The 25488-nt window shown below is 37.7% G+C and carries 21 protein-coding genes; 13 read left to right on the forward strand and 8 right to left on the reverse strand.

The annotated features are described in order from the left end of the window. Nucleotides 1–401: 401 nt before the first annotated feature. From CS842_RS01865 to lysA, 3 genes are all read left to right on the forward strand, one after another. Nucleotides 402–638: a hypothetical protein gene (locus CS842_RS01865; RefSeq protein ID WP_103327216.1), complete on the forward strand. Its 237-nt coding sequence runs from the start codon at nt 402–404 to the stop codon at nt 636–638. Nucleotides 639–1226: 588 nt separating this feature from the next. Continuing rightward, complete coding sequence (gene lon / locus CS842_RS01870) at nt 1227–3641, forward strand: endopeptidase La (protein ID WP_103327217.1); 2415 nt, start codon at nt 1227–1229, stop codon at nt 3639–3641. A gap of 79 nt (nt 3642–3720) precedes the next feature. After that, the gene (gene lysA, locus CS842_RS01875; protein WP_103327218.1) at nt 3721–4968 is read left to right on the forward strand and encodes a diaminopimelate decarboxylase; all 1248 of its coding nucleotides are present in this window, start codon (nt 3721–3723) and stop codon (nt 4966–4968) included. An 830-nt stretch (nt 4969–5798) separates the two neighbouring features. On the opposite strand, the gene CS842_RS06800 is transcribed toward lysA, so the two are convergent. The 3 genes from CS842_RS06800 to prmC all read right to left on the reverse strand — a co-directional run bounded on the left by CS842_RS06800 (nt 5799) and on the right by prmC (nt 9913). Further along, on the reverse strand, nt 5799–5972 hold the full coding sequence (locus CS842_RS06800) for a hypothetical protein (protein ID WP_195909829.1): 174 nt from the start codon (nt 5970–5972) through the stop codon (nt 5799–5801). A 155-nt stretch (nt 5973–6127) separates the two neighbouring features. Beyond that, nucleotides 6128–8155, reverse strand: a complete 2028-nt coding sequence (gene ligA / locus CS842_RS01885; protein WP_103327220.1) for an NAD-dependent DNA ligase LigA — start codon at nt 8153–8155, stop codon at nt 6128–6130. An 879-nt stretch (nt 8156–9034) separates the two neighbouring features. Beyond that, nucleotides 9035–9913 carry a peptide chain release factor N(5)-glutamine methyltransferase gene (gene prmC / locus CS842_RS01890; RefSeq protein ID WP_103327221.1) on the reverse strand — a complete coding sequence of 293 codons (879 nt, stop codon included), beginning with the start codon at nt 9911–9913 and terminating at the stop codon, nt 9035–9037. A gap of 264 nt (nt 9914–10177) precedes the next feature. On the opposite strand from prmC, the gene CS842_RS07780 reads away from it, so the two are divergent. The 3 genes from CS842_RS07780 to CS842_RS01910 all read left to right on the forward strand — a co-directional run bounded on the left by CS842_RS07780 (nt 10178) and on the right by CS842_RS01910 (nt 13197). Further along, on the forward strand, nt 10178–10366 hold the full coding sequence (locus tag CS842_RS07780) for a disulfide bond formation protein B (RefSeq protein WP_430537312.1): 189 nt from the start codon (nt 10178–10180) through the stop codon (nt 10364–10366). A 49-nt stretch (nt 10367–10415) separates the two neighbouring features. Beyond that, nucleotides 10416–10724: a hypothetical protein gene (locus tag CS842_RS01895; protein WP_103327222.1), complete on the forward strand. Its 309-nt coding sequence runs from the start codon at nt 10416–10418 to the stop codon at nt 10722–10724. Nucleotides 10725–12375: 1651 nt separating this feature from the next. Then, nucleotides 12376–13197: a TerC family protein gene (locus tag CS842_RS01910; RefSeq protein WP_103327225.1), complete on the forward strand. Its 822-nt coding sequence runs from the start codon at nt 12376–12378 to the stop codon at nt 13195–13197. Here CS842_RS01910 and lpdA read toward each other — a convergent pair. The 5 genes from lpdA to CS842_RS01935 form a co-directional block, all read right to left on the reverse strand. Continuing rightward, on the reverse strand, nt 13194–14597 hold the full coding sequence (lpdA, locus tag CS842_RS01915; protein ID WP_103327226.1) for a dihydrolipoyl dehydrogenase: 1404 nt from the start codon (nt 14595–14597) through the stop codon (nt 13194–13196). The two genes, CS842_RS01910 and lpdA, sit on opposite strands and share 4 nt — an antisense overlap. A 79-nt stretch (nt 14598–14676) precedes the next feature. Beyond that, on the reverse strand, nt 14677–15651 hold the full coding sequence (locus CS842_RS01920; protein ID WP_103327227.1) for a deoxyhypusine synthase family protein: 975 nt from the start codon (nt 15649–15651) through the stop codon (nt 14677–14679). Nucleotides 15652–15701: 50 nt separating this feature from the next. Continuing rightward, nucleotides 15702–17273: a ribonuclease Y gene (rny, locus tag CS842_RS01925; RefSeq protein ID WP_103327228.1), complete on the reverse strand. Its 1572-nt coding sequence runs from the start codon at nt 17271–17273 to the stop codon at nt 15702–15704. Between the two features lie 211 nt (nt 17274–17484). Continuing rightward, a complete protein-coding gene (locus CS842_RS01930) occupies nt 17485–17772 on the reverse strand; it encodes a cell division protein ZapA (protein WP_103327229.1) in 288 nt (95 codons plus the stop codon). Between the two features lie 6 nt (nt 17773–17778). Beyond that, nucleotides 17779–18066: a hypothetical protein gene (locus tag CS842_RS01935; protein WP_103327230.1), complete on the reverse strand. Its 288-nt coding sequence runs from the start codon at nt 18064–18066 to the stop codon at nt 17779–17781. A gap of 405 nt (nt 18067–18471) precedes the next feature. On the opposite strand from CS842_RS01935, the gene CS842_RS01940 reads away from it, so the two are divergent. From CS842_RS01940 to CS842_RS01970, 7 genes are all read left to right on the forward strand, one after another. Continuing rightward, on the forward strand, nt 18472–19023 hold the full coding sequence (locus CS842_RS01940; protein ID WP_103327231.1) for a nucleotide exchange factor GrpE: 552 nt from the start codon (nt 18472–18474) through the stop codon (nt 19021–19023). Nucleotides 19024–19033: 10 nt separating this feature from the next. Beyond that, on the forward strand, nt 19034–20152 hold the full coding sequence (gene dnaJ, locus CS842_RS01945; protein ID WP_103327232.1) for a molecular chaperone DnaJ: 1119 nt from the start codon (nt 19034–19036) through the stop codon (nt 20150–20152). Between the two features lie 14 nt (nt 20153–20166). Then, entirely contained in the window at nt 20167–21093 is a 927-nt protein-coding gene (locus CS842_RS01950) for an ABC transporter ATP-binding protein (RefSeq protein WP_103327233.1), read from the forward strand. Then, the gene (locus tag CS842_RS01955) at nt 21086–22348 is read left to right on the forward strand and encodes an ABC transporter permease (protein ID WP_103327234.1); all 1263 of its coding nucleotides are present in this window, start codon (nt 21086–21088) and stop codon (nt 22346–22348) included. Before CS842_RS01950 ends, CS842_RS01955 begins: the two co-directional genes overlap by 8 nt. Before the next feature lie 19 nt (nt 22349–22367). Further along, nucleotides 22368–23570, forward strand: coding sequence for a tRNA 2-thiouridine(34) synthase MnmA (gene mnmA, locus CS842_RS01960; RefSeq protein ID WP_265614201.1), 1203 nt, complete (start codon nt 22368–22370; stop codon nt 23568–23570). 1064 nt (nt 23571–24634) lie between these two features. Next, nucleotides 24635–25042 (forward strand): hypothetical protein, encoded by a 408-nt coding sequence (locus CS842_RS01965; RefSeq protein ID WP_146037427.1) that lies wholly within the window; start codon nt 24635–24637, stop codon nt 25040–25042. Further along, entirely contained in the window at nt 24999–25460 is a 462-nt protein-coding gene (locus CS842_RS01970; protein WP_195909830.1) for a prolyl oligopeptidase family serine peptidase, read from the forward strand. The genes CS842_RS01965 and CS842_RS01970 overlap by 44 nt, the downstream gene beginning before the upstream one ends. Nucleotides 25461–25488: the final 28 nt, after the last annotated feature.

Genomic DNA, 25488 nt, shown 5'->3' on the forward strand with positions numbered 1-25488 from the left:
TTACTAACAAAATTCTCGCTACCGTGCCTTTTCTCATGCATCTGATTTAGTTTATCTCCCCTTGAAAATTTTTTCCTACTGCGGAAAATACCGAAAAGGGTGATTTTAATATTAAAGAGTTTCTCACTCATTAGGCTGACTTACCCTCTTGGATACCTTTTCATAAATATATATTAGACAATCAATTTCAATTATTTACCCCAGATTTACTTAATAAAAAAAGATAAAACGCATCCTATTCAAGTAGCTCAAAATCTCTATATGAGAAAATCATGAAAGTGATATGTGTCAACTGATTTTGGAGTTGCCGTTGCAAAACGGAAGTATTTACAAATACAGCGATCTGGGCTTTTATTTTCTGAAAAATTTTAGAGAAAAACAAAGCGCTCAATCCATATCCCTTGCTGAACGCTAAACTTTATCAACCCCTGAGCTCTTACAGAATGGGGGGGGGATATTGTCCCCTAGAACGTTTTCCATCTGAAAGCATTGCCCCAACAACAGAAGATAAATTCTTGCGTAAGCAACCGCTTCACGTTTATGTACATGATGAGGGCGCGGCTTTGCTAGGCGGAAAATTGGGCACAGCAGACTTTTTGCTAACGCCAATGATGTGGCTGAATGATGTGACTGAATGATGAAGTCATTATTTGCAGAATGGATATTACGGAACGTAACGTTATTCTCAAGAAGCTACAGTTCTCCACTTTACCACTTATCAGTTTAAAAACAACAAAAGAGCTTTTTATCAGTTTAAAAACAACAAAAGAGCTTTAGGTTTTTTTGATAAACTCCCTGCAAAAAGAACGGGTAAGTATCCTTTTTCGTTTTCTCAAAAGAGCTATAATCATATAGACTTCACAGGTACTATGGCCTGGGCTAACCCTTTAGGATTCCCATTATTTATGTGTTTTTATCTAATAGAGTACACCCCCGGATGCAGAAAATAATTTGCTACAAAAATACGTACGTGCAGAAGATCCAGGATATTATTCATGCATCTATTGTTCAATAAGTTTCAATTGTATATAGTTTGGCACAACTATTGTCAAGTAAGATACCTTAAGACGTTTCTAGAGCAAATAGTATTATTAAAATCTTTTCAGTAATTAAAAACTTACCTTATAGGTGCGAAAACACTCTATCGTTAAGTTAAGTAAAGACGGGATTTATATAAAACAAAGTCAAGCCGGCATCATTTGTATACCAGGAACTAAAGATTAACTATGTTAATAAGAAATTTTTTAGAATCGGGTTTCGAATCCGAGGCAGAATTTATTCCATTGATGAATCAGGATGAAGAAGAACAGTTACTTAAAGATAACGTCCCTGAAAATCTTTCTATATTGCCCGTACGCAATGTGGTTTTATTTCCAGGAGTGGTCATTCCCATTACTGCAGGTCGTAGTCGCTCTATACAGCTTCTTCAGGATGCCTACCGCACGGATAAAACCGTAGGAGTTCTTACACAGAAGGATATAAATGTCGACAATCCTGTTGAAAAGGATCTGCACAACACAGGAACGGTCGCTAAAATCCTTAAGCTTCTCAAAATGCCTGATGGCAGTACTACTGTAATCCTCCAGGGCAAACGCAGGTTTCAAATCAAACGATTTATCCAGCAAAAACCCTATTTTAAAGCCGAAATCCTTCCCTTACAAGAGCTCAAGGCTCCTTCCGAGGATAAAGAGTATGCTCCTTTGGTGGAATCCATAAAAGATCTGGCCATTAAGATCATACAAGAAAATCCTAATATTCCTTCAGAAGCAAACTTTGCCTTGCGTAATATTGAAAGTCCCTCTTTTCTGATCAATTTTATAGCCGGGAACATGGGCTTGTCTATTAAAGAAAAACAAAGCCTCTTAAGTGAGAATGATTTAAAAAAGAGAGCGGTGAAGACTTACCGTTTTTTAAGTATAGAACACCAACAAGTACGTCTTAAAAACGACATTCAATCGCGTGTTCGAAGTGATATGGATCAGCAACAGCGCGAATATTTTCTTCAACAGCAAATTAAAGCTATACAAGAAGAGCTTGGGGATATCTCTTATGAAAAAGAAATCGGGGAAATGCGCCTTAAGGGTGCGCGCAAGAAATGGTCTAAGGAAGCTTCCGAGCAGTTTGAAAAAGAGCTTTTAAAGCTACAGCGTAGTAATCCGCAAATGCCTGAATATACTGTACAGCGCAATTATATAGATTTGATGCTTGATCTGCCCTGGCAGAAGTATTCTAAAGATCATTTCGACCTGGCCCGTGCGCAAAAAATTCTTGACAGAGATCATTCAGGTCTTGAAAAAGTAAAAGAACGTGTTATTGAGCATCTGGCCGTGCTGAAATTGCGCGCCGACATGCGCTCACCTATTCTGTGTTTTTACGGCCCCCCAGGGGTAGGTAAAACTTCTTTAGGTAAATCTATCGCGGCAGCCCTCAAGCGAAAATACGTTCGGATTTCCCTGGGGGGTATGCACGATGAAGCTGAAATCCGCGGACATCGTCGTACCTATATAGGTGCCATGCCCGGACGCTTGCTACAGTCGATTAAAAAATCTAAAACCTCTAACCCTGTTTTCGTGCTGGATGAAATAGATAAGATAGGGCAGGGTGCTCATGGAGATCCCTCATCGGCTATGCTTGAGGTGCTGGATCCAGAACAAAATACATCCTTTTATGATAATTTTTTAGAATTAGGTTACGACCTTTCTAAGGTAATGTTCATCGCAACGGCCAACTCACTCTCGAGTATACAATCTCCTTTATTGGATCGTATGGAAGTCATTGAAATAAATGGTTATACTATTGAAGAGAAAGTTGAAATCGCCCGTAAGCACCTCTTGCCCAAGCAACTTAAGGAGCATGGTTTAAAAAAAACCGACTTACTACTTGGTAATAAACAAGTTGAAAAAATTATTGAAAGTTATACCCGTGAGTCAGGAGTAAGAGCTTTGGAAAAACAGCTTGCCAAATTGGCACGTCATGTTGCTAAGAATATCGCCACCGAGCAAGATTTTTCAAAACGCCTAAGCATAGAACATATAGAAAAAATACTAGGTATTCCCCAAGATCCTGAGCGTTACGAGGGAAACAGCGTTCTCGGAGTAGTCACGGGATTGGCCTGGACCAGTATAGGGGGTGATATCCTTTATATCGAATCTATATTATCCAAGGGGAAAGGAGTACTAAGTATCACCGGAAATCTCGGCGAAGTCATGAAAGAATCCGCTACTATTGCTTTACAGTACATTAAAGCACATCATGAAGAATTCGGGATAGATCTTAAACTCTTTGAAGAGCAAAATATTCATATACATGTTCCCGAAGGGGCCGTTCCCAAGGATGGTCCTTCGGCAGGTATCACTATGCTTACTTCTTTAGTTTCAAGCTATACAGGCAGGAAAGTTAAACCTTACCTGGCGATGACCGGTGAAATCACTTTACGCGGAAAAGTTTTGCCTGTAGGGGGTATTAAAGAAAAAATACTCGCAGCCAAACGCTCCTACATTAAAGAGATTATTCTTTCAAAGGATAATGAAAAAGATATCTTCGGTATCAAAAAGGATTATCTTGAAGACCTGACTTTTCATTATGTAAAAGAGATAAAAGAAGTTATCGATAGAGCATTACTAAAAAAAGAAAGCCTTTGAATAAATTCATTATTTTTACAACTTGTCTTTTGATGATGCCTGAGGTCACCAAATTCTCGGTAAGAACTTAAAAAAACGCATGAAAAAATCTGATCTCTCTGTGCATGCGCGCCTTTTTCCAGATATAAAGCATTTGCAAGGCGTAGCAAAAAAATATGGAACTCCTTTATATGTATATGAGGCAGAAAAAATGATCGATCAGTACGATAAAATGATCCAGGCCTTCTCGAGCGTGAGAAAACTCAGTATACATTACGCCTGCAAGGCCAATACCAATCTGAATATACTAAAGCTATTTAAAGAAAAGGGTAGTGGTCTTGATACGGTTTCCATTCAGGAAGTAGAGCTCGGCCTTCTGGCCGGATTTAAACCCGAAGATATCATTTATACACCCAATGGCGTTTCCTCGACTGAGATCAAAAAAGTCAAGGAACTGGGCGTTCGAATTCATATAGACAACCTTTCCGTGCTAGAGCATTTTGGACAAGATTTTTCCTCCTCTTATCCCATAGGTATTCGAATCAACCCACATATCGTTGGGGGAGGAAACGAAAAAATATCCGTTGGTCATATAGACTCAAAATTTGGAATTTCTTATTATCAATTAGCTCATATCAAGCGAATAATCGAAATCACCGGCCTCAGAGTGGAGGGTCTTCACATGCATACAGGTTCTGATATTTTAGATGTGGAAGTTTTTCTTAAAGGTGCTGATATTTTGTTTCAAGCGGCGCGGGAATTTCAGGATCTGGAATACATAGATTTTGGCAGCGGTTTTAAAGTTCCTTATAAAGAGGGAGACGTACAAACCGATATTTATGAGTTGGGGAAATTACTGGGCAAAAAATTTAAAAACTTCTGTAACGAATACGGAAAAGAACTCTGCTTGGTTTTTGAACCTGGAAAATTTCTCGTAAGCCAGTCGGGTTATTTCCTAGCCAACGTGAATGCTGTCAAACAAACCACCTCTTCGGTTTTTGCTTGTGTAGATTCAGGATTTAATCATCTTATACGTCCAATGTTCTATAATGCCTATCACCATATAGAAAACCTTTCCAATCCTTCAGGTCGACTACGTTTATATAATGTGGTGGGGTATATATGCGAATCAGATACTTTTGGTTTAAACCGGCAAATCAATGAAATTCATGAAGAGGACGTGTTATGCTTTAGAAATGCTGGCGCTTATTGCTTTTGCATGTCTTCCAATTACAATTCCCGTTACCGTCCGGCGGAGGTAATGCTCTATAAAGGCCAAGATCATCTGATACGAAAAAGAGAAACTTTTCAGGATTTGCTTCGCAATACAGTGGAAATGGCCTTTTAGGAATATTAAAGTGTTTTTTTTTACGATCTGGTAGAGCATGATCTTTGTCGGATTTTTTCTTCACGAGGGTTTGATCTCTGGATTAATTAATCCTCTTATTCCTAAGAGACTAATGTTGGGAAAGTTTTGATTTTTAATTCCTTTAAGGATAGTCCCTGAATTCTGATTGAAAATTTCTGATGTGGCTTTTGAGTTGCGTTAACAGAGATGGCAGAGAGAGTTTCAATTTTCTCAACTGAAGAAAGTTCTGGTCATTTAGAATGGCGTGATCGAGTTTTCAAATATGGACTGAACCTTATATTAAAAAAGTTACTATTTCTTTTTTGAAGCGCTATAAGAGTTCTGCTATGATCTTTAAATCCTTTGTCATAAAGATTATTAGCTGTTCTTTTGAAATATACCATATCAGGATCATCAATAATAGCTTTATGCTTTACCAAACCCCTCCGGATTCTAACTCTCTTTTATATTCTCTCCACAGTTTTTATAAGATTTCCGCAGCTGAGTGAGATTCTCTATAATATGACCACTTTCCTTTATTGATCGACGCTAGTGGAAACTCTCCGGGCTGGGCAATCGTGCGTCTATAAAACCTTTATCAACCTTTACTTTATCAAGTTTATTGATCCTATATAGGAAATAAAATTTACCTGCGCGCCATGATGAATTACATTGTGAGACTTTACGTCAAACTGATGATGAAAATCAGGATTGCTCATAGCGATATATTCGTTGATAAGCTCAATAATATATTTTTCTTCTATAATATATGGAGTTTTTCATTAAAACTCATTGCCGTTCACGGTCTTCCACTAGGAAAAATAATCATATCATGCATATCGTAATCTCCCGTAAAAGATTTTTTCCCAATCTTCCCGGGCTTTAAGTCCTTGCAAACTTGCCTTCAAAGAATTTTCACTAGTGGTATCTACCGGCCAAAAAATGGGTAGGGTGATTTTTACCTTGAGGATCTTCCAGTTTTTTAGCTCTTTTAATAAGTTCACTTAAGTAAATTCGTTTCAATAAGCCGGTATTCTTATCCTAGTGACCTGCATAACTTTCTATTTTAGCATCTTTCATCCATCGAAGAATTTTTTCAGAGCTATTCTTTATAAGATTTATTTATAGAATAAATCAGTATAAAAATTATTTTCATAACCTATTTAGCATCAGAATCGATATACGCTTCAAGAGTTTCCAGGAATTTCGATTCAGTCCATATTTCAATGTTCTCCAAAAGCCTGGCTTTTTGAAGCTTTGAACCTGCGTTTTCACCCACCACGAGATAATCAAGCTTTTTGCTCACTCCCTTGAGTATCGTTCCGCCTTGACTGAGAACCGTTTGCTCGGCTTCTTTTCTGGTGAGGCAAGAGAGTTTTCCGGTAAACAAAAAGGTTTTCTGACTTAGAAGTCCTTTATTTTCAGAAAATTCAGAGTTTTTTATTTGAAAATTCAAGCCAGCTTCTCTAAGTCTTTTGATGAGTTCGAGGTGCCGGGTTTTTGAAAAATAGAACTGCACGCTCTCAGCGATCTTGCTTCCTACATCCCGAAGAGCGATCATCTCTTCATAAGTAGCATTTTGAATGGCATCTATACTTGTAAAATGGTAAGCCAACTTACGTGCCAGATTTTCACCTATATGACGAATACCCAAGGCATAAAGTACCCGCTCAAAAGATCTGCTCTTGGATTGCTTAATGCCCTGAAGAATATTCTGCGCCGATTTTTCAGCTATGCGATCAATAGTAAGTATTTGATAATCAGTTAATTCATATAAGTCAGCTATATTTTTAAGTAAACCCGCTTTATAAAATAAAGCGAGAGTCTCTTCCCCTAAGTTCTCAATATTCATAGCTTTTCGGCTTACAAAATGCTCGATTTTTCCTATAATCTGCGGGGGACAACCCTCCTCGTTAAAGCAATAACGGGCTGTTTTCCCTTGGTTTCGAATCAAGCTTGCGCCACAAGCGGGACATTCATTAGGATATTTCACAACTCTGGCTTCTTTAGGTCTTTTATCAATGGCAACCGCTACTATTTTCGGGATAATCTCACCTCCTTTTTCTATAAAAACACAATCGCCATAATGCACATCGAGCTTTTGAATGATATCTGCATTATGCAAAGAAGCTCTTTTAACGACAGTTCCCCCAAGTTTTACGGGTTTGAGATGCGCAACGGGCGTGACGACGCCTGTGCGTCCAAGTTGAAAGCTCACGTCAAGAAGCTCGGTACAAACACACTCAGTCTGAAATTTATAAGCTATAGCCCAGCGAGGAGATTTGGCGGTATAACCCAATAAAGCTTGTTGCTCATAAGCATCAATCTTAATCACTACGCCATCGGTTTCATAAGGGAGCTGCTGGCGTTTTTTTTCCCAACGATCTATAAAGTCAAAAACTTCAGTGATGTTTTTACAGAGTTTCCCTTCGTGAGGAACTTTAAAGCCCCATTCTCTAGCCTTTTCAAGAGCTTGATGTTGCGTAGAAAATAAAAGATCCTCGCCTTTAATTTCATAAACAAGGCAGTCCAGCGGTCTTTTAGCCACCTCTGCACTGTCTTGTAACTTAAGGGTACCGCTGGTGGTATTTCGCGGATTAGCATATAGATCCTCTCCTTTTTTCAGGCGTCTTTGGTTCATTGCTTCAAATCCTTTCAAAGGAAGGATGATCTCGCCTCTCGCTTCAAATTCGTCGGGAAATTCTCCCCGGAGTTCTAACGGTACAGAGCGTATAGTACGTACATTAGATGTTACCTCATCGCCCTGATACCCGTCTCCACGCGTAACGGCGCGATGAAGCCTGCCTTCTCTATAGAAAAGACTGATGGAAACCCCGTCGTATTTAAGTTCGCAAACATAAGAGGGGACGTTCTCGAGCTTTTTTAGAACACGTTTTTCCCACTCCATGAGATCTTGTCGGCTGTAGGCGTTCTCGAGTGAGTACATCCGACGTGAATGAGTAAAGGTGGGAAAAATTTTTACTAGCCCCCCTCCCACTCTTTGCGTAGGAGAGCTTGGATCTTTGAATTGAGGGTATTGATCTTCCAAATCGGCAAGCTCACGCATTTTTATATCAAAAGCTTTATCGGATATGACGGGTTGATCCAGTACATAATATCTATAGTTGTGATCAGAGAGTTCTTTACAAAGTGTGTTAATTTTATCTAGGATATATCTTTCATCCATAAAGACAGTACTTTAACATCAAAGATAAAGAGATCTATCCTAAGCTTAGGATAACTTATTTTTTAGACTTTTACTAAAAAAGTCGAATATGAATCTTAATAAATTGATTATTAATCGGCTAACGGTGAATCAACCCAAGAAAAATCCTTATTACATAGCCGCAGGATGTGATGATAAATGGTTTTTTTAAACAATAGTTTCACCGAAGTGTTCTATAAACAAAATGGATCATACTAAATTTTCTTTTTAAGAAAACCATGGGTTTTGTGGTTTTTTATATCTTTAGAAGATCATTTTTCAGTTTATTCCGAAATAAAAAAGCGTAGGTGATAATATTATTAATGGGCTCAACCATATTGACATCCATTACATACCTTGTCAGAGAATAATATTTTTTCTGAATTTATCCAGGAACGCTTCTTTGTTAATATCTCCGCCTTATCGAACGGATATGTAATAGATTTTAGGTAGACGCGGAAGGTTACGCAAAGCGTAATACGCTCTTTCATATAATCCTGCGTAGTTTTCAAAGCAGATAACCTATTCGTAAGTTTCGAGAGTAAATTAAACGAAAGGATCGTCAGCGGTGGCAGTTAATAAACACGTTAAACAAGCTGTCAATGCCGGAATTGACCGTACATCAGATATCGATCTTGTCCTATAGGAAGTGAAGAAAATGAATACCCAAATAAAGATATAAATATCAATGAATCAGACAAAATTTCTAATTTTAGAATCTTTTTTTCCGGTGTGAAGATCATTTCAAATCACTAACTCTAAATGGAAGATGCTAAAATTCATCAAGAAGCACTTTGATGAAGAAAATATTGAAGTTTCTTACCCCTTTCGAGTCGTGATTCTTAAAAAAGAATCCGAAGCCTAAAAATTAGGCGAAATGGCTTTAACCATGCGCGCCGCATCTTGCATGTCATTTTTAAGTTGGGGATTTTTATATCCCGATTTTTTAAGCAAGTCAAGGATTTCTTCTGATAAATATTGATTGATTTCAAAGTATAGCGCTCCTTGCCGAGCGAGCTTACTTAAGCTCCAGGTGGAAATTTTTTGGTAGAAAATTAAAGGATGTTCTTCAGTGACAAAAAGCGCCGTCTCAGGTTCATATTTTAATACGCTTTTAGACATCAAATCTTTTTCAGAAGGACGCACATAGGGCGGATTGCTTACGATAACATCGAATAAGGGTAGATTCTCAGGAAACTTTTTTAAGATATCTGTCTGAATAAAATGTACGTGCAAATCATGTAAATGAGCATTTTTTTGTGCGCATTTAATGGACCCACAAGAGCTATCGATCGCATAAATTTCCGATTGGGGAAGTTGTTTTTTTAAACTCAGGGCTATACACCCGCTTCCCGTTCCTATATCTAAAATGCGCGGCCTTGAGATCGAGGAAATTTCCAGAAGTATCCAATGAACAAGCTCTTCGGTTTCAGCTCGCGGGATCAGCACATTTTCATCTAGCTTGAGATGTATATTATAAAAAAAGGTCTCACCTAATAAATATTGTATGGGTTTATAATTTTTTAGTTCGCTCAGTAGATATTCAAAGCTTCTACTCTGGGCAGATCGAAGCGCTCTTTTTTCGAAAAGAGCCATGCGAAGCTCGGTTTTGCTAAGCTGCAGTACATGCGTAGCGGTCAAAAAAAAGATCTCCTCACGTTCCCTTGCTTGAGAATAAACTTTTTGCAACTCCTCTTGAAATCTAGTTTTCCATTGTGTCAATTCTACATGTTCATCCACGTCTCTTTTTTTATAAAAATTACTGTAGGTTTATAATTTTAAATATTTATATGAATTGAAACTATATTTTTCCGAAAAAATTATAACATATTTAATATGTATAATGATAAGTGAAGTCATATTTTTATATGATATAATATCTTATTTTTTTTTATTATGATGGGACTTCTGTTTTTACTGTTTTATTATGGCTGGTAAGCTCAAGCTGTAATTTTAATACATCTTTATTTTTTAAGATCAATCTATGAAAAAAGCACCATTATCATCAATCTTCTCGGGATATTTATTCTTTGTTTTATTCATTTGGGAGCTTACGCGGTTCAGTTCATTTATAACGAGCTCCACTGCCCTCTCTGTTTGATGCAACGTATGGATATCATCGGCGTGACTTTTGGGTTAGCTCTCAATGTACGATACATCGTAAACTCTGCACATTACGTATTTCCATTATAAGACGCTCTTTTAGGAGATTGCATCTCCATAGAGCATTATTACTGCATATTTGTACCACACCGTCGGTGGGTATGGCGCGCCTGTTTTCGGACTTCATCTCTATATCTGGGTGCTTTTAATCTTTTTCGTTTCGATTTTGATTATCGCTTTGCTTTTACTTGACGGAAAAAGATTAAAAGCCACAAGGGAAGAACATTTTATCTCAGCGCAGGGCTTGAAAGGCTTTATAAAAACGCTATTTGGTTTGTTGTTTTTTTTGACTTTGGCGAATTTTTTCACCACGCTTCTGATTTTCGGCATCGGACCTTGTCCGGATGATCCTGTTTCTTATCAACTGCTCAAAAGCAAATGGCTCTAAGCTTTATAAAATTAAGATGCATATTTCGATTGATAAGGAAGCAAGCTACTTATGAAGAGAGAGTAAGTGTTTGAATTTTATTCAACTCATTTGCATACTATTTAGAATATGAACCTATAACTCTGAATAATGATAATATATTTATACTGTAGATTATAAATATAATAACATAAAACTAAAGAATTTTTATTAGCGATTCCCTTCACCTCGGCGTCCTTTCAGGCTCAAATAGGCATGAGAACCAAACCCCAGAGAGATTAAAAACCCGGAAGAACCGACGGGTCCGGAGGTACTTTTTGTGCCTAGATTTCTAAAAATAACAGCTTCTTTCGCATCAAGAATGTCATTACGATTATAAGGGGGATAAAAAATGGAGAGTATCCCATAAAAGATAAAATTAATGTTCGCTTTACAACTATAAATGTTGAGCATATGAATTCTAATCAAGATAACATCTTTTTATATAAAATCATTACTATATAACATTATGTAAATTTTATTAAAAGAATATTACCTAATATCCTAAAAAGAGGTCTAACTATATAAGAACCACTGGAGATTATAATAGGTAATACTTCTTTTTTAAAGAATAGTACACACACCCATCTAAGTATAGGCTTCTTTAAGCAGCTTTAAGCAGCTTGTCCTATAGAATAATCTTATTCTCAACTGCGATCTTATCTCTTTCGGAGTCACGAGTCACAATCAAAAGATAGGGCAAGGTAGCTCGTTAGCGCAGTTTTTAATATAAATAATCATAATGATAATCTCCATAAGATTACTATTAGATATTATGACTAACGTGTATCAGCTCTAATCTTAAATAATGATCTTTATAAAATCAATGAAAAAGGACATTCAGCATCCGAGAAGAGAATTGTATTAAAAGTTTCCGAAAATGGCAATGATTATATACATGCAAATCGTGTAGATTTACAGTTAAATACATAATCTATTTTATAGCTCCTAGATATATTAAAGGACTCTCCCGAAAATAGACATTCATCTATGACAAATGGAAAAATCTCTGAGAATCTGATCAACTAAAATAAGCCCAAAAGAAATAGAGTTAAATATTTCGATTTTTATCTTGATGAATACTATGATATGAAATTAAAGATAAAAACTTACAGGATCTTTTTATAAAAAAAAACACAAATTATGGGAGAAATGATCTATCTGCTTTCCACCATATCAAATCTAATAATAAGGAACCTTGCTATTACAAGGAACAAGTCATAGAATTTAAAAGATTTTAAAAAATAGTGATTTGAGAAAAGCTGAAAATGAAGATTTTTCCGAAAAACAGTAGAATTCTAAATATATATTCGATACCTTTACAGCGTAAAAAAGCACATTTAGTGCAAGTAGATCAATATTCTCCGATGGGGTTGAGCGAATTTCTTTGTCTGTTATCTCTGGAGGAACATCTTTTATCTGAAAATAGACATACTAATTCCGTTGCCAAGACTATTACATAGTATAGAAATGGCGATGGCTTTTGTATTGATGACATACCAAGTATGCGCGGTAAAACCGTGCAAGGTCAAGAGAAAATGTAAATGAAGGGTATGAAAATTTTAAATTCACGGAAGATCTATAAAAAAATAGCTTTTCGTTATTTTATTACATTTGCAAAAAATAAAACCTTATGTGGGAGCTCTTTAGCTATCCGGCTTCATGGGTCGCGCTTATTACGCTTATTTTGCTCGAAATTCTACTGGGCATTGATAATATATTATTTTTAGCCATTCTTTCGGGAAAGCTTCCCGAAAATCAACAAAAAAAAGCGCGCCGTCTGGGGCTTCTACTGGCTATGGCGTTCCGTTTGGCACTTTTGTTTTCTATTTCGTGGATCTTGAGCCTTAGAAAGGCCTGGTTTTACTTTGAAAGTAGTTCATTTAGCGGACATATCTGCGGTCAAAACATGATTCTGCTACTTGGCGGCTTGTTTCTTATTTATAAAAGCATTGAGGAAATTCGTTATAAAGTAACGAACTTATCCGGTCAAGGGAAGACCTCTTTTCAGAGGAAATCTCCGGTTTTTAGAGGGGTTATCGCGCAAATTGTCTTATTGGACATGATTTTTTCAATAGACAGCTTGCTCACGGCTATAGGTCTGATCAGTCTTAAAAATCCACCGGAAGGTTTTGGTCAGAGAGGACTTTTGCTTATGGCCCTGGCTATTGTTGTTACTATAGGGGTGATGCTCTTTTTCTCCGAGACGGTGAGCCATTTTATACATAAGTATCCCTCGCTGCAAATGCTGGGATTGTGTTTTTTGATGTTGATAGGCTTGATGCTGCTTTCAGAAGCATCTCAGGCTGGAAAATGGAATGTAAATGGGTACGATGTAAAAAGCATTCCCAGAAGCTATTTATATTTCGCCATATTTTTTTCCCTCATCGTAGAGTTACTCAATGCGAAAAGAATACAAAAAAGCCCGGAAGAGCCCTCTGAGAAAAAATCCTAAACGTGCAGAGACCTGTTTTCAACAGCGGCAAGAGCCGCCTCGTGAAGAGCTTCGGTAAAAGTAGGGTGTGGGTGTGAAATTCTGGCGATATCCTCAGCCGCAGCTTCAAACTCCATAGCGGTGACTGCTTCCATGATCATATCGGCAGCGCGAGCTCCTAAGATGTGCACACCCAGAATCTTGTCGCTATTTTTATCAGCCAATATTTTTACAAATCCCTCCAAATCTCCGCTGATGCGCGCGCGTCCTAAGGCACGCATAGGAAACATTCCGGACTTATAAGAGATTCCGTCGGATTTCAATTGATCTTCGGTTTTTCCAACTGCCGCTGCTTCAGGACAGGTATAAACTACAGATGGGATCAAATCATAATTGATATGAGGTTTTTGTCCGGCAAGCTGTTCTGCTACAAAAACTCCCTCCTCGCTTGCTTTATGAGCTAGCATAGCCCCACCGATGACATCTCCTATGGCATAAACGTTTTCACAGGCGCTTTGCAATTTTTCATTTACAGCGATACAACCTCTATCATCGGTTTTAATCCCTAGATTTTCAAGCCCAAGTCCTGTGGTATAAGGATTTCTTCCAATGGCCATCAAAACATAATCGGAAGTGAAGGAGAATTCTTCCCCGGATTTCGCACGCGCTGAAATTTTAACTTTCCTTTCATTTACTTGAGCTGCGGTAACAGAGGTGGAGAGATGGAAAGAAATACCGGATTTTTTTAGAGTTTTCTCAAGTTCTTTTGCTAAAGAAGTATCTAAAGCAGGAGTAACTCTCTCAAGAAACTCGATGACTCTAACCTCAGTGCCCAGGCGGTTGTATATAGAGCCCAGCTCCAAGCCAATAACTCCTGCTCCGATAATGATCAGAGAATTAGGGATTTCACTTAAAGAAAGAGCTTGAGTAGAGCTAATAACTCGTTTTTTATCTACCTTCAAAAAAGGAAGCTCCGCCGGTTTTGATCCGGTACCGATAATAGCGTTTTTGAAAGCGATTTCTTCAGAGGCTCCCTCTGGGGTTTGCAGAGAGAGTATATTTTTACTCTTAAAGGCACCTGTTGCTTTATAAACGGTGATTTTGTTTTTGTCCATCAGGTATTTCACCCCTTCACAAGTTTGGGAGATCACCTGGTTTTTTCGCGAAATCATTTGAGAGAAATTTAGCGAAATATTTTCAGCAAAAATACCGTGCGGGGCAAACTTTTTTTTTGCGTTATAATAATGCTCCGAAGAATCCAGAAGAGCTTTTGAAGGAATACAACCCACATTCAGACAAGTTCCCCCCAAAGTGGGATATTTCTCAATCAGAGCTACTCTAAATCCAAGCTGCGCCGCTCTTATGGCTGCTACATAACCTCCGGGTCCGGAACCAATAACAACCAGATCATAGGTATTCATCTACAATAAATTTATTCACCGTCACAATATAAGCATTCAAAAGAAAAAATGTGAACTATAATTTTATATTCTGCTTTTATCACATCTCCAATATATAAGCAAACATCAAAGGTGCGACGATAGTGGCGTCAGATTCTATGATAAACTTAGGCGTGCTCGCGCTGAGTTTCCCCCAGGTGATCTTTTCATTGGGAACCGCTCCGGAATAAGAGCCATAGCTGGTAGTAGAATCAGAAATCTGGCAAAAGTAACCCCATAAGGGAACATCATAGACTTCCATATCTTGCGATAGCATAGGTACCACGCATATAGGAAAATCTCCTGCAATCCCGCCCCCGATCTGATAAAAACCTATGCTGCTGTCCCGGGCATTTTTTTGATACCACCTGGCTAAATACATCATATATTCTATACCGCTTTTTACAATACTGGGACTTAAAGTGCCTTTAATGCAATAGGAAGCAAAAATATTTCCTATAGTACTGTCCTCCCATCCAGGAACGATTATCGGGATATTTTTTTCAGCGGCGGCCAGCATCCAGCTCTCTCTAGGATCGATTTCATAGTAAGGTTCCAGCACGCCGCTTCGTAAGAGCCGGTACATGTACTCATGTGGAAAATATAGCTTTGAAGATAGCTGCGCTTCTTGCCAGATATTATAGATATGTCCTTGAAGACGTCTAAAAGCTTCTTCTTCAGGAATACAAGTATCAGTCACACGGTTGTAACCCTCTTCAAGTAAAACCTGTTCTTGCTCAGGACTCAGGTCACGGTAATGGGGAACGCGCTTATAATAAGTATGGGCGACAAGATTCATCAGATCTTCTTCCAGATTGGCTCCGGTACATGAAATGATATGAACTTTGTTCTGCCGAATCATTTCAGCTAGAATCTTCCCGAGCTCAGCAGTACTCATAGCGCCGGCCAGGGTAATCATCATTTTACCACCTTTTTTTAAGTGCCGCTTATAAGCGATCGAAGCATCCAAAAGGGTCGCGGCATTGAAATGCAGAAAATACTTATCGATAAACGAGCTGATCGGTGCGCCTTGCATTTACAAAAAATTCAAAAGGTTAATTTATCGTAAAGATCCATTAAAAATTTTTATCTCGCGATCTGCACAGCACGAGTTTCCCGAATAACCGTCACTCTTACCTGTCCAGGATACGTCATTTCATTCTGAATTCTATCGGTGATCTCCTGGGAGAGCTGAAAAGCACGCTGATCATCCACTTTTTCACTTTCAACCAAAACCCAAAGCTCCCGACCGGCTTGTACGGCAAAGGATTTATTTACACCTTCAAAGCTCAAGGCGATACCCTCCATATCGCTAAGGCGCTTGGCATAAGATTCTAGATTTTGTCGTCTCGCCCCGGGGCGAGCGCCGCTAATGGCATCGGCTATCTGAATGATCGGCGCAATTAAGCTTTTCATATCAATTTCGTCATGATGCGCTCCAATAGCGTTGCATACCTCGGGGTGCTCTCCGTGCTTTTCAGCCCAACGCATACCCAGCAAAGCATGTGGCAATTCAGATTCGGCCTCAGGTACTTTTCCAATATCATGCAGAAGACCGGCGCGCTTGGCTAATTTCGCGTTTAAACCAAGCTCAGCGGCTAAGGTACCTGCAAGGTGAGCCACCTCACGAGAGTGCTGCAGGAGATTCTGCCCATAAGAAGAGCGGTATTTCATGCGACCCACGATTTTAACAAGTTCAGGTCGCAAGCCGTGAATATCAAGATCGATCATAGTTTTTTTACCGTTATCAATAATCTCCTCTTCTATTTGTTTCTCGGTCTTTGAAACTACCTCTTCAATCCGTGCGGGATGTATACGTCCGTCAGCTACCAATTTTTGCAAGGCCAGACGCGCAATCTCACGTCGAACAGGATTAAAGCAAGAAAGCAGTATCGCCTCTGGGGTGTCATCTACAATAATTTCTACTCCGGTAACTTGTTCAAGAGTACGAATATTTCTACCCTCACGGCCGATAATGCGTCCTTTAATATCGTCTGATTCGATGTTAAAAACCGATACAGCATTCTCTATAGCTTGCTCAGTTCCGATACGCTGGATAGATTGTATAAGGATTTTTCGAGCCTCAGCCTTAGCCGTAAGCTGTGCGTCTTCTATAATCTGCTGTATATAAGCTCGTGCCTTTGTTTTGGCCTCATCTTTAAGCGTTTCAATAAGTTTTTCACGTGCCTCGTCGGCAGAATACTGGGAAATTTCTTCGAGCGATTTTACTTGTTCCGAGTAAATATTTTTAATTTCTTCGTACTTCTTACTAAGGATTTGTAGTTGTTTTTCGTAATCTGTCGCCTGGTTTTGAAGATTAATATTCTTTTTATGGTAAAGAGCGATTTCATCGGAGAGCTTTCGTTCTTTATCCCATATTCGTTTTTCTATATCCGTGATTTTTTTTTCTCTAAGATGTGTTTCTTTTTCATGCTTAGATTTGAGTTCTATAAATCTTTCCTTAGCCTGGAGAATCTTATCTTTTCGAATAGTTTCAGCCTCTCGATGAGCCTCTTTAATGATTTTATGCGCCTCTTGCTCAGCCTCGAAAAACAAACGGTGATGTTTTTTTGAAAAAAATTTCTTCCCAAGTAAGTAGCGAGCAAGAAAGCCAGCAATAAAACTCGCTGCAAGCACAAAAACTATATTTGTTTCCATAAATATTTCTACATAAAAAAACCTACATTGGTTTATGGGAATTGTAAAACCCTAAATAAACAGGATTTTTGGCTAAGGAATTGCTCAAGGATCTGAAATGCAATACAGCCTGCTTTTACAATACCATTAACTCAAGAGTTTAAATGGTGTTGAGATTACAAATTCAGCCAGAAACCAATGTAGGCTATTTTAGTTATGGAAATTTAGAACGTCACAAGGCCGAATGTATCCTTCCAGATAAATCGTCCAGTCTGTTTTGTAAAAATTTTTCCTCTTGCTTATAAGCAGCTTGCATAGCTTTATTTCTAGAAACATATTGTAATAAGCACATAGATAACGCATCCTGTTTATCTCTTACGGCATAAGCTGACTCGATATCTTTAATCGCCGCAGCAATATCTTTTACGGCACTACGAACAAATTCTTCTTCTTCCCTGGATATGGTCATCGGGTAGCTTCGTTCGGCGATATTTACATTGATTTTGATACGCTCTTGCATGCTTTTTTACATCTTGATTTGATTTATGGATCTGTCGATCTCTCTGATCAAAAGACTAATTCTAGACTTCATTAATTTCTTGTACTCTTGATTTCCTAAAATGGCATTCGCCGTCTTAAGCAATTCATTTGTCTCTTTGAGTTTTATATTTTCCTCAAGCTGTCCCTTGAATTCATGCTTTAACTTTCTGCTTTTTTCCCTTAAAAGACCAATTTCGTGCTTCTGAGTCTGATATGCTTCCAAAAGGGCAGACAATTTTGCTTCCAATTTTGCCAGCCTCTCATGGTTGTTCATACATATTTTTTAATTCAGATAACATCTACACAAAGGTAATGAGTGGGTAGCGATTTTCAAAAAAATCCTTCTGAAGACACCGATTATTATAAGCTAACCATCATATATTCAGTAAATACATTTGTTTTATTAACATTACAAAAAATATTCATTTCTTTTATAAATATATTTATTAATATTATAATTAAAGCTAATAATATACCATTAATTTATTAAAAATAAAATTTATTTATCACACTTTACGAAGTGTATTTAAAAGTATCATCGCATAAAATATTCTTTTTACAGTGATGATATAAGATATAGTAGGTCAACTTATAAAATGTGACATTATGACAAAAAACTACTTTTGGCAAAGCTTTTGATAGAAAGAAGCTGCCGTCCTATTTAAAAACCACGCGAACGATGAATACAGATCGTCAGGATCCACAACCCATTGAAGAAAGCGAAGAAAAAAAAACCTCTAAAAAGAAAGTAAATAATAAGGTTGAGCTTTCAAAAGAAAAATCAACCCAGGAGGAAATCTACAAAAAAATCGAAGAAGAAAAAGATAAATTTTTACGTCTTTTTGCCGAGTTTGAAAACTATAAAAAACGTACTCAAAAAGAAAGACTTGATCTTTTCAAAACTGCCCATCGGGAAGTTATGGTCGCTTTGATTCCCGTGCTGGATGATTTTGGGCGCGGTATGTCAGAGATCAAAAAATCCAAAGATGAGAATCTCATCCGAGGAATTGAGCTTATTCAGGAGAAGTTTTTCCGAATTCTTAAAGAGCAAGGGCTTCAAGAGATTAAAACGCAAAAGGGGGACGATTTTAATACCGACATTCACGATGCTATCACTCAAATTCCCGCCCCTTCAAAAGAACTACAAGGAAAAGTTGTAGAAATCGTAGAAAGTGGTTATAATTTGCGTGATAAAGTGATACGGCATGCGAAAGTAATCGTTGCAAAATAAGTGAATATTCATGGCAAAAAGAGATTATTATGAAGTATTAGGCGTTTTAAAAAACGCCTCCGCAGATGAGATTAAAAAAGCTTACAGAAAACTCGCCATTCGTTACCATCCGGATAAAAACCCAAATAATAAAGTTGCGGAAGAAAAATTCAAAGAAGCTGCGGAAGCTTATGAAGTACTAAGCTCTCCTGAAAAAAAACAGCGCTATGATCAGTTCGGACACGCCGGACTCGGAGGCGCTTCATCGGCAAGCGCCGGGGGAATGAACATGGAAGATATCTTTGCCAATTTCGGAGATATCTTCGGTGATGCTTTTGGAGGAACTTTTTCTGGTTTTGGCTTCGGAAGTAATAACAGATCAAGGCGATTAAAAGGAAGTGATTTGCGCATTCGTATAAAGCTTACCTTGGAAGAAATCGCAAAAGGCATAGAAAAGAAAGTGAAAGTACGTCGCATGAAAATGGCTAAAGACGTCAAATTCAAAACCTGTACTAATTGCAATGGGAACGGACAAATTGCTCAAGTAACCAATACCTTTTTGGGAAGAATGCAAACTATGAGCACCTGTGGACAGTGTCAGGGCATAGGAAAAATTGTGGATCACATTCCTTCCGGCGCCAACAATCAGGGGATGATTAAAGAAGAAGAGCTAGTAAGCATTCAGATTCCTACTGGAGTTACCGAAGGTATTCAGTTGAAAGTATCAGGAAAAGGAAACGAAGCGCCTTTCGAGGGCGTCAACGGAGACCTTATCGTGCTTATCGAAGAAATTCCACATGAAACGCTCAAACGTGAAAATCTTAACTTGCATTATGATCTTTATATTTCCCTACCCGAAGCGGTTTTGGGAGCTAATAAAGAAGTACCTACCTTAGGCGGTAAAGCACGCATCGCGATAGAAGCCGGAATACAATCCGGAAAGACATTACGTCTTAAAGGAAAAGGAATACCTGATATTGAAGGAAACGGCTGTGGCGACCTTCTGATTCATATCAATCTATGGACGCCCAAGAAGATCAGCCGCGAGCAAAAGGAAATGTTTGAAAAAATAAAAAACGATGAGAATTTTATTCCCAATCCCAAGCAGAGTGACAAATCCTTTTTTGATCGGGTAAGAGAAATGTTTTAAACATATAACATATAATGCAGCATCTTCTTTCTATACATCATCTGGAAAAAAGTTATGGTGAAAAAAGAGTGCTGCATTCATTTGATTTAAACCTTTTCAGAGGTCATATTCATGGATTGACAGGACCTAACGGAGCGGGAAAAACTACTCTTATAAGAATAATTAATCAGATTTATAAGCCGGATAAGGGCTATGTTCTTTTTAACGGAGAAAAGCTTTTGCAAAAACATATCCAACAAATAGGATATATGCCCGAGGAGCGTGGCCTCTATACAAATATGTGTGTTGGAGAACAACTTCTTTATCTGGGGCAACTCAAGGGAATGCATAAACAAGAGGTTCGGAAAAAGCTTGGCATATGGCTTGAATGTCTTGATCTTGAGCCCTGGCGTGATAAAAAAATCAATACGCTCTCAAAGGGCATGGCCCAAAAAGTCCAATTTATAGCTACGGTTTTACACGAGCCGGAGTTGGTCATTTTTGATGAACCTTTCAGTGGTCTTGATCCTTTGAATGTAAATCTCATCCGTCAGGAGATCCTTACGCTGAAAAAAAAAGGTCATAGCATTCTTCTCTCTACACATCGCATGGAATCTGCCGAAGGGCTTTGCGATGAGATTAGTTTTATAGATCGCGCGCACAAGATTCTTGAGGGAACACCGGTATCGATAAAAAATCACTTCAAAGAAGATCGCTATGGCATACAAATTGAATTGCGTGAACAATTTCTTTGGGAAGAATTTCTAAGAACTCATTCTGTATCGGAGGTTAAAAAACATAAAAACAATTGCAGTTTTAAGATAAACAAACCTAAACAAACCAGTACAGAAGACCTTCTTAGATCTTTGATGTCTATAGGTAACATTCGCACTTTTCAGCAAGTAGTTCCTACTTTAGAAGAAGTATTTCTTCAGGCTATAAAAAATTCACGAAATGCGTAAGACAGCTCTGATTATAAATAGAGAATACCGAACTCAAATTCGACAAAAATCATTTGTAATCATGACCTTTTTGGCGCCTTTAGCGCTTATTGGTTTGGCTACTGCCATTACTTTTATAAACCACTCGGTTAGTAACAGGCAATATGTAGCTGTGATTGATGAAAGTCATTTTATCTCTCCGGAACTTAAAAGTGTGGAAAATTTTACCTTTTCTTTCTTTGACTCCTCAAAAAAATCCGAGGTAAAAAGGCGTTTGCAAAAAGATATTAATGTTTTATTGATCATTCCACAGGTTGATGATTTAAGTCATCTGGAAAGGTCCATAAGTCTTTATAGTTACAAATCTCCGAGAATAAATTTACTCAAAGAACTTGAGAAAATTCTTTCTCAGAAAATTGCGAACCTAAAACTTAAGAAAAATGGCATAGACAGCGATTTATTAAAAGCTTCGGAGGCTCATGTACAACTTAAAACCATTTCTTTAAAAAATAGCGCACAACAGATACAACAAAACGAAACTAAAAGCCTGCTGATAGGCAGTGTGATGTATATTCTGATGATGTTTATCATCATATATGGCGTACGTGTCATGCGCAGCGTTCTTGAAGAAAAGAACAGCCGGATCGTAGAGATCATCATTTCTTCGGTAAGGCCTTTCCAACTGATGATGGGAAAAATCATTGGAACCGCTCTTGTGGCGCTTACGCAATTTATTTTATTGCTATTGATTTTTTTAGCAGTTGTACTGGTTTTTCAGTTATGTCCCCTAAGCTTATTTACTGAAATCAGGGGTCCTCTGGGGGAAATTCATACTTTCATTCAATCTCTGCAAAGTATTGATTTGGGATTTTTATTCGGAATGTTCTGTGTTTATTTCATCGGGGGTTATTTGCTTTTCAGTTCTTTTTTTGCTGCTATAGGCGCAGTTATGGAAAATGAAAGTGATACTCAACAATACTCTATTATCGGTTCAATGATTTTGATCATCGGTTTTTATGGAGGTGTTTCAGCGCTTGATAATCCCAATTCATCGATGGTTTTTTGGTGCTCTATGATTCCTTTTACCTCACCCATTACAATGCTTGGACGTCTGTACAGCGGTGTGAGCGGATTGCAAATAGGCAGCTCTCTTACAGTTTTAGTTCTTTCCATATGGGGAATGATCGCGCTATCGGCCAAAATCTACCACATTGGAATCCTTAGACATGGGGAAAAAACAAACCTTCGAACCCTTAAAAATTGGTTCCATCTCTAGGAAACAAAGTTTACTACATTTGCGAAAAAACGACATGCCAAGAGTAGTAGTAGGCCTCTCTGGAGGTGTAGATTCCAGTGTAGCGGCAATGCTGCTCAAACAGCAAGGTTACGAGGTGATTGGACTTTTTATGCGCAATTGGAATGATGAGAGCATTATTATCGACAAGCAATGTTCTTGGATAGAAGATAGCATAGATGCCATGCTGGTAGCCCAGCAACTAAATATTCCTTTTCAGATTGTTGATATGAGCAAGATGTATAAAAAACGCATCGTGGATTATATGTTTAAAGAATACGCCAGCGGCCGAACACCTAATCCGGATATACTATGTAACCGGGAGATCAAGTTTGATTTGTTTCTCAAAAAAGCGCTTTCCTTGAAAGCTGATTTTATCGCTACAGGGCACTATGTCCGATGTAAAAAATCTTCTAAAGATCAACATGCCCTCTATCGTTTATTGTCCGGTGTAGATAAACAAAAGGATCAATCCTACTTTTTATGTCAACTCAATCAGTTGCAACTAAGCAAAAGTCTTTTTCCGCTTGGAAACCTTGAAAAAAAAGAAGTAAGAAAATATGCCGAAAAAGCCGCTCTGGTAACAGCCAAGAAAAAAGATTCACAAGGCCTCTGTTTTATTGGCAAGGTGCGACTTCCAGAGTTTTTACAACAAAAGCTCAAACCTAAAACTGGAGATATTATAGAAATCCCACCGGATACAGATATTTATGACAAACAAAAGAATTTTTCTGAATTAAATGAAGAAAAATATGCCTTTCTGGCGAGAAATTATATCTATAATAAAACCTGTGGAAAGGTCATCGGGAAACATTTAGGAGCGCATTATTTCACCAAAGGTCAACGTAAGGGACTTGGTATAGGAGGTCATACTGAAGGACTTTTTGTTATCGATACAGATATTAAACAGAACATAGTCTATGTAGGAATGGGGAAAAATCATCCGGGTCTTTATAAAGGTGCCTTATTTGTAAAAGAAAACGATATTCACTGGTTGCGTAAGGATCTGGAATTGAACAAAGGAGAAAAACTAAAAGTAAAATGTCGTATACGCTATAGGCAAAGCCTGCAGTCAGCTTGCTTATATAAAGTAGAAAATGGGCTCTATGCCATATTTGAAAAATCTCAGGTCTCCATTACCGAAGGACAGTTCGCTGCGTGGTATATAGATGAGGAGCTCATCGGGTCTGGGGTGATTTCCTGATGACAAACTCTCACGATAAATAACCGCATTATTGATCTTTTTAAGATACGATATCCTATCATACAAGGAGGAGGTTTTTTGGGTTAGCGGTTTTTTTATCAAAATTATCGCCGTGATATCCTTATAAGAAAAGGCCATGAACTTAGAGATATACCGAGTATTTTTACGTTGATCTTCTAAGAATTTCTGATCCAGAATAGTATTCAAGTTTTTCAGAGAATAATTCTAACCTTTTCAAAAAGATATGCACCGTCTGCAATAAAAGATCCTCAAAAACAATTTCATTGGAAATGAAAGTCTCCGTTTGTTGGATCATATATGGTAAGACGTGTTTTTATCATCGGACGTGACCGTTACTGTTACATCGAAACCATTAGCAATGGTATATCAGATGGCTATAAAACTCGTAAAGCCCCTGGTAAAGAGCTCAATTTTTGCACTTTCTGTTTACAGGTACTCTAGTTACCTCAGAATAGTTGAGTACTATAAGGGGACTTTCAGGAACGAGGCTCTCAAAACTTAAAGCAGGCTAAGCCTGTTTATCATAAACTCCAGCATCCGATTTCTCATCAAAAAATTTTTCTGATTTATTACTACAATTTAATAGTATATAGTATAAAAATAATCTTGTATTCAAGGTTTTCTAGATGGATAAATACTTTGAAAAACAGCTATTTTCACATATGAATGATAAGAAAATTAAATGGAGGTGATTTAAACACATCTTTATATGATATAAATCTATATGTTTAAAGCATAAAATAAACGAAATAAAAATAACGGAGAAAAATATACCATTTCTCGAATGGTATCGTATTATACCTATATATTTATTTCAAAAATACAATATAGTTAGTCGTCATATATTAAATAATATATGCAGATAATTATAAACATCTTCGTTGGTATATTATTTTTTATATTCGAAAAGACAGCGCTTTACGCCCTTATAAAGTTTTTAAACATCTATTAGGAAAAGATTCCAGAGAGGATAAACTGATTTTTCATGAAAAAGAGATGAACGATTTAATCTGTCGATTTCCAGATCAAAAGATAAACGCTATTTGTTTATCCATTCAGCAAGTACACTATCAGATGAGTACCGATTTCTTTTGTCGGAACAACCTGAAGAAAAATGGCGCATTTTTCAAAAGCGTCAACCAAAACTTGAGTACCGTGTTGATCATTTAAATGATCAATTTTATATCGTCACCAACAAAGATAGAGCAATGAACTTTAAAGTAATGAAAACCTATCCAAAACAAAATGATCAAAAATACTGGATAGACATGATTCCTCACAGAGAAAATTATTTAGTAGAAGATATTGAGTTATTTAAAGATTACCTGGCAGTACAACAACGTCATAGAGGTAGAGTAGAATTTCATATCCAAAGATGGGATGGCGATAGTAATTACCAGGTGGATTTTGGCGAAGAAAGCTATATGGCCACTTATCGGAACAAATCTTGAGAGCAATACCACTATTCTGCGCTATAACTACAGTTCGTTGACCACACCTTATTCGGTGATCGATTTCCATATGGAAACCCATCATAGAGAGATCAAAAAAGAGCAAAAAGTGCTGGACGGCAATTTTGACAAAAAAAACTATGTATCTGAAAGAATATGGTCACCGGCTCAGGATGGTCAAAACATCCCTGTCTCGCTTGTATATCGGAAAGATACAGAAAGATCTGCTTCTACTCCCTTGTTGCTCTATGGGTATGGTTCTTATGGATATACCATTGATCCCTGTTTTAGCAGCCTGCGCTTAAGTCTGCTCGATAGAGGTTTTATTTTTGCCATTGCCCATGTGCGCGGGGGACAATACTTAGGCAGGTCTTGGTATGAAGATGGAAAGCTATTAAAAAAAACGAAATACTTTTAATGATTTTATAGACTACGCAAAATATCTC

Source organism: Bacteroidetes bacterium endosymbiont of Geopemphigus sp., assembly GCF_002904345.1.
In the GTDB taxonomy this organism is placed as follows: domain Bacteria; phylum Bacteroidota; class Bacteroidia; order Flavobacteriales; family Blattabacteriaceae; genus GSPS2-BC2016.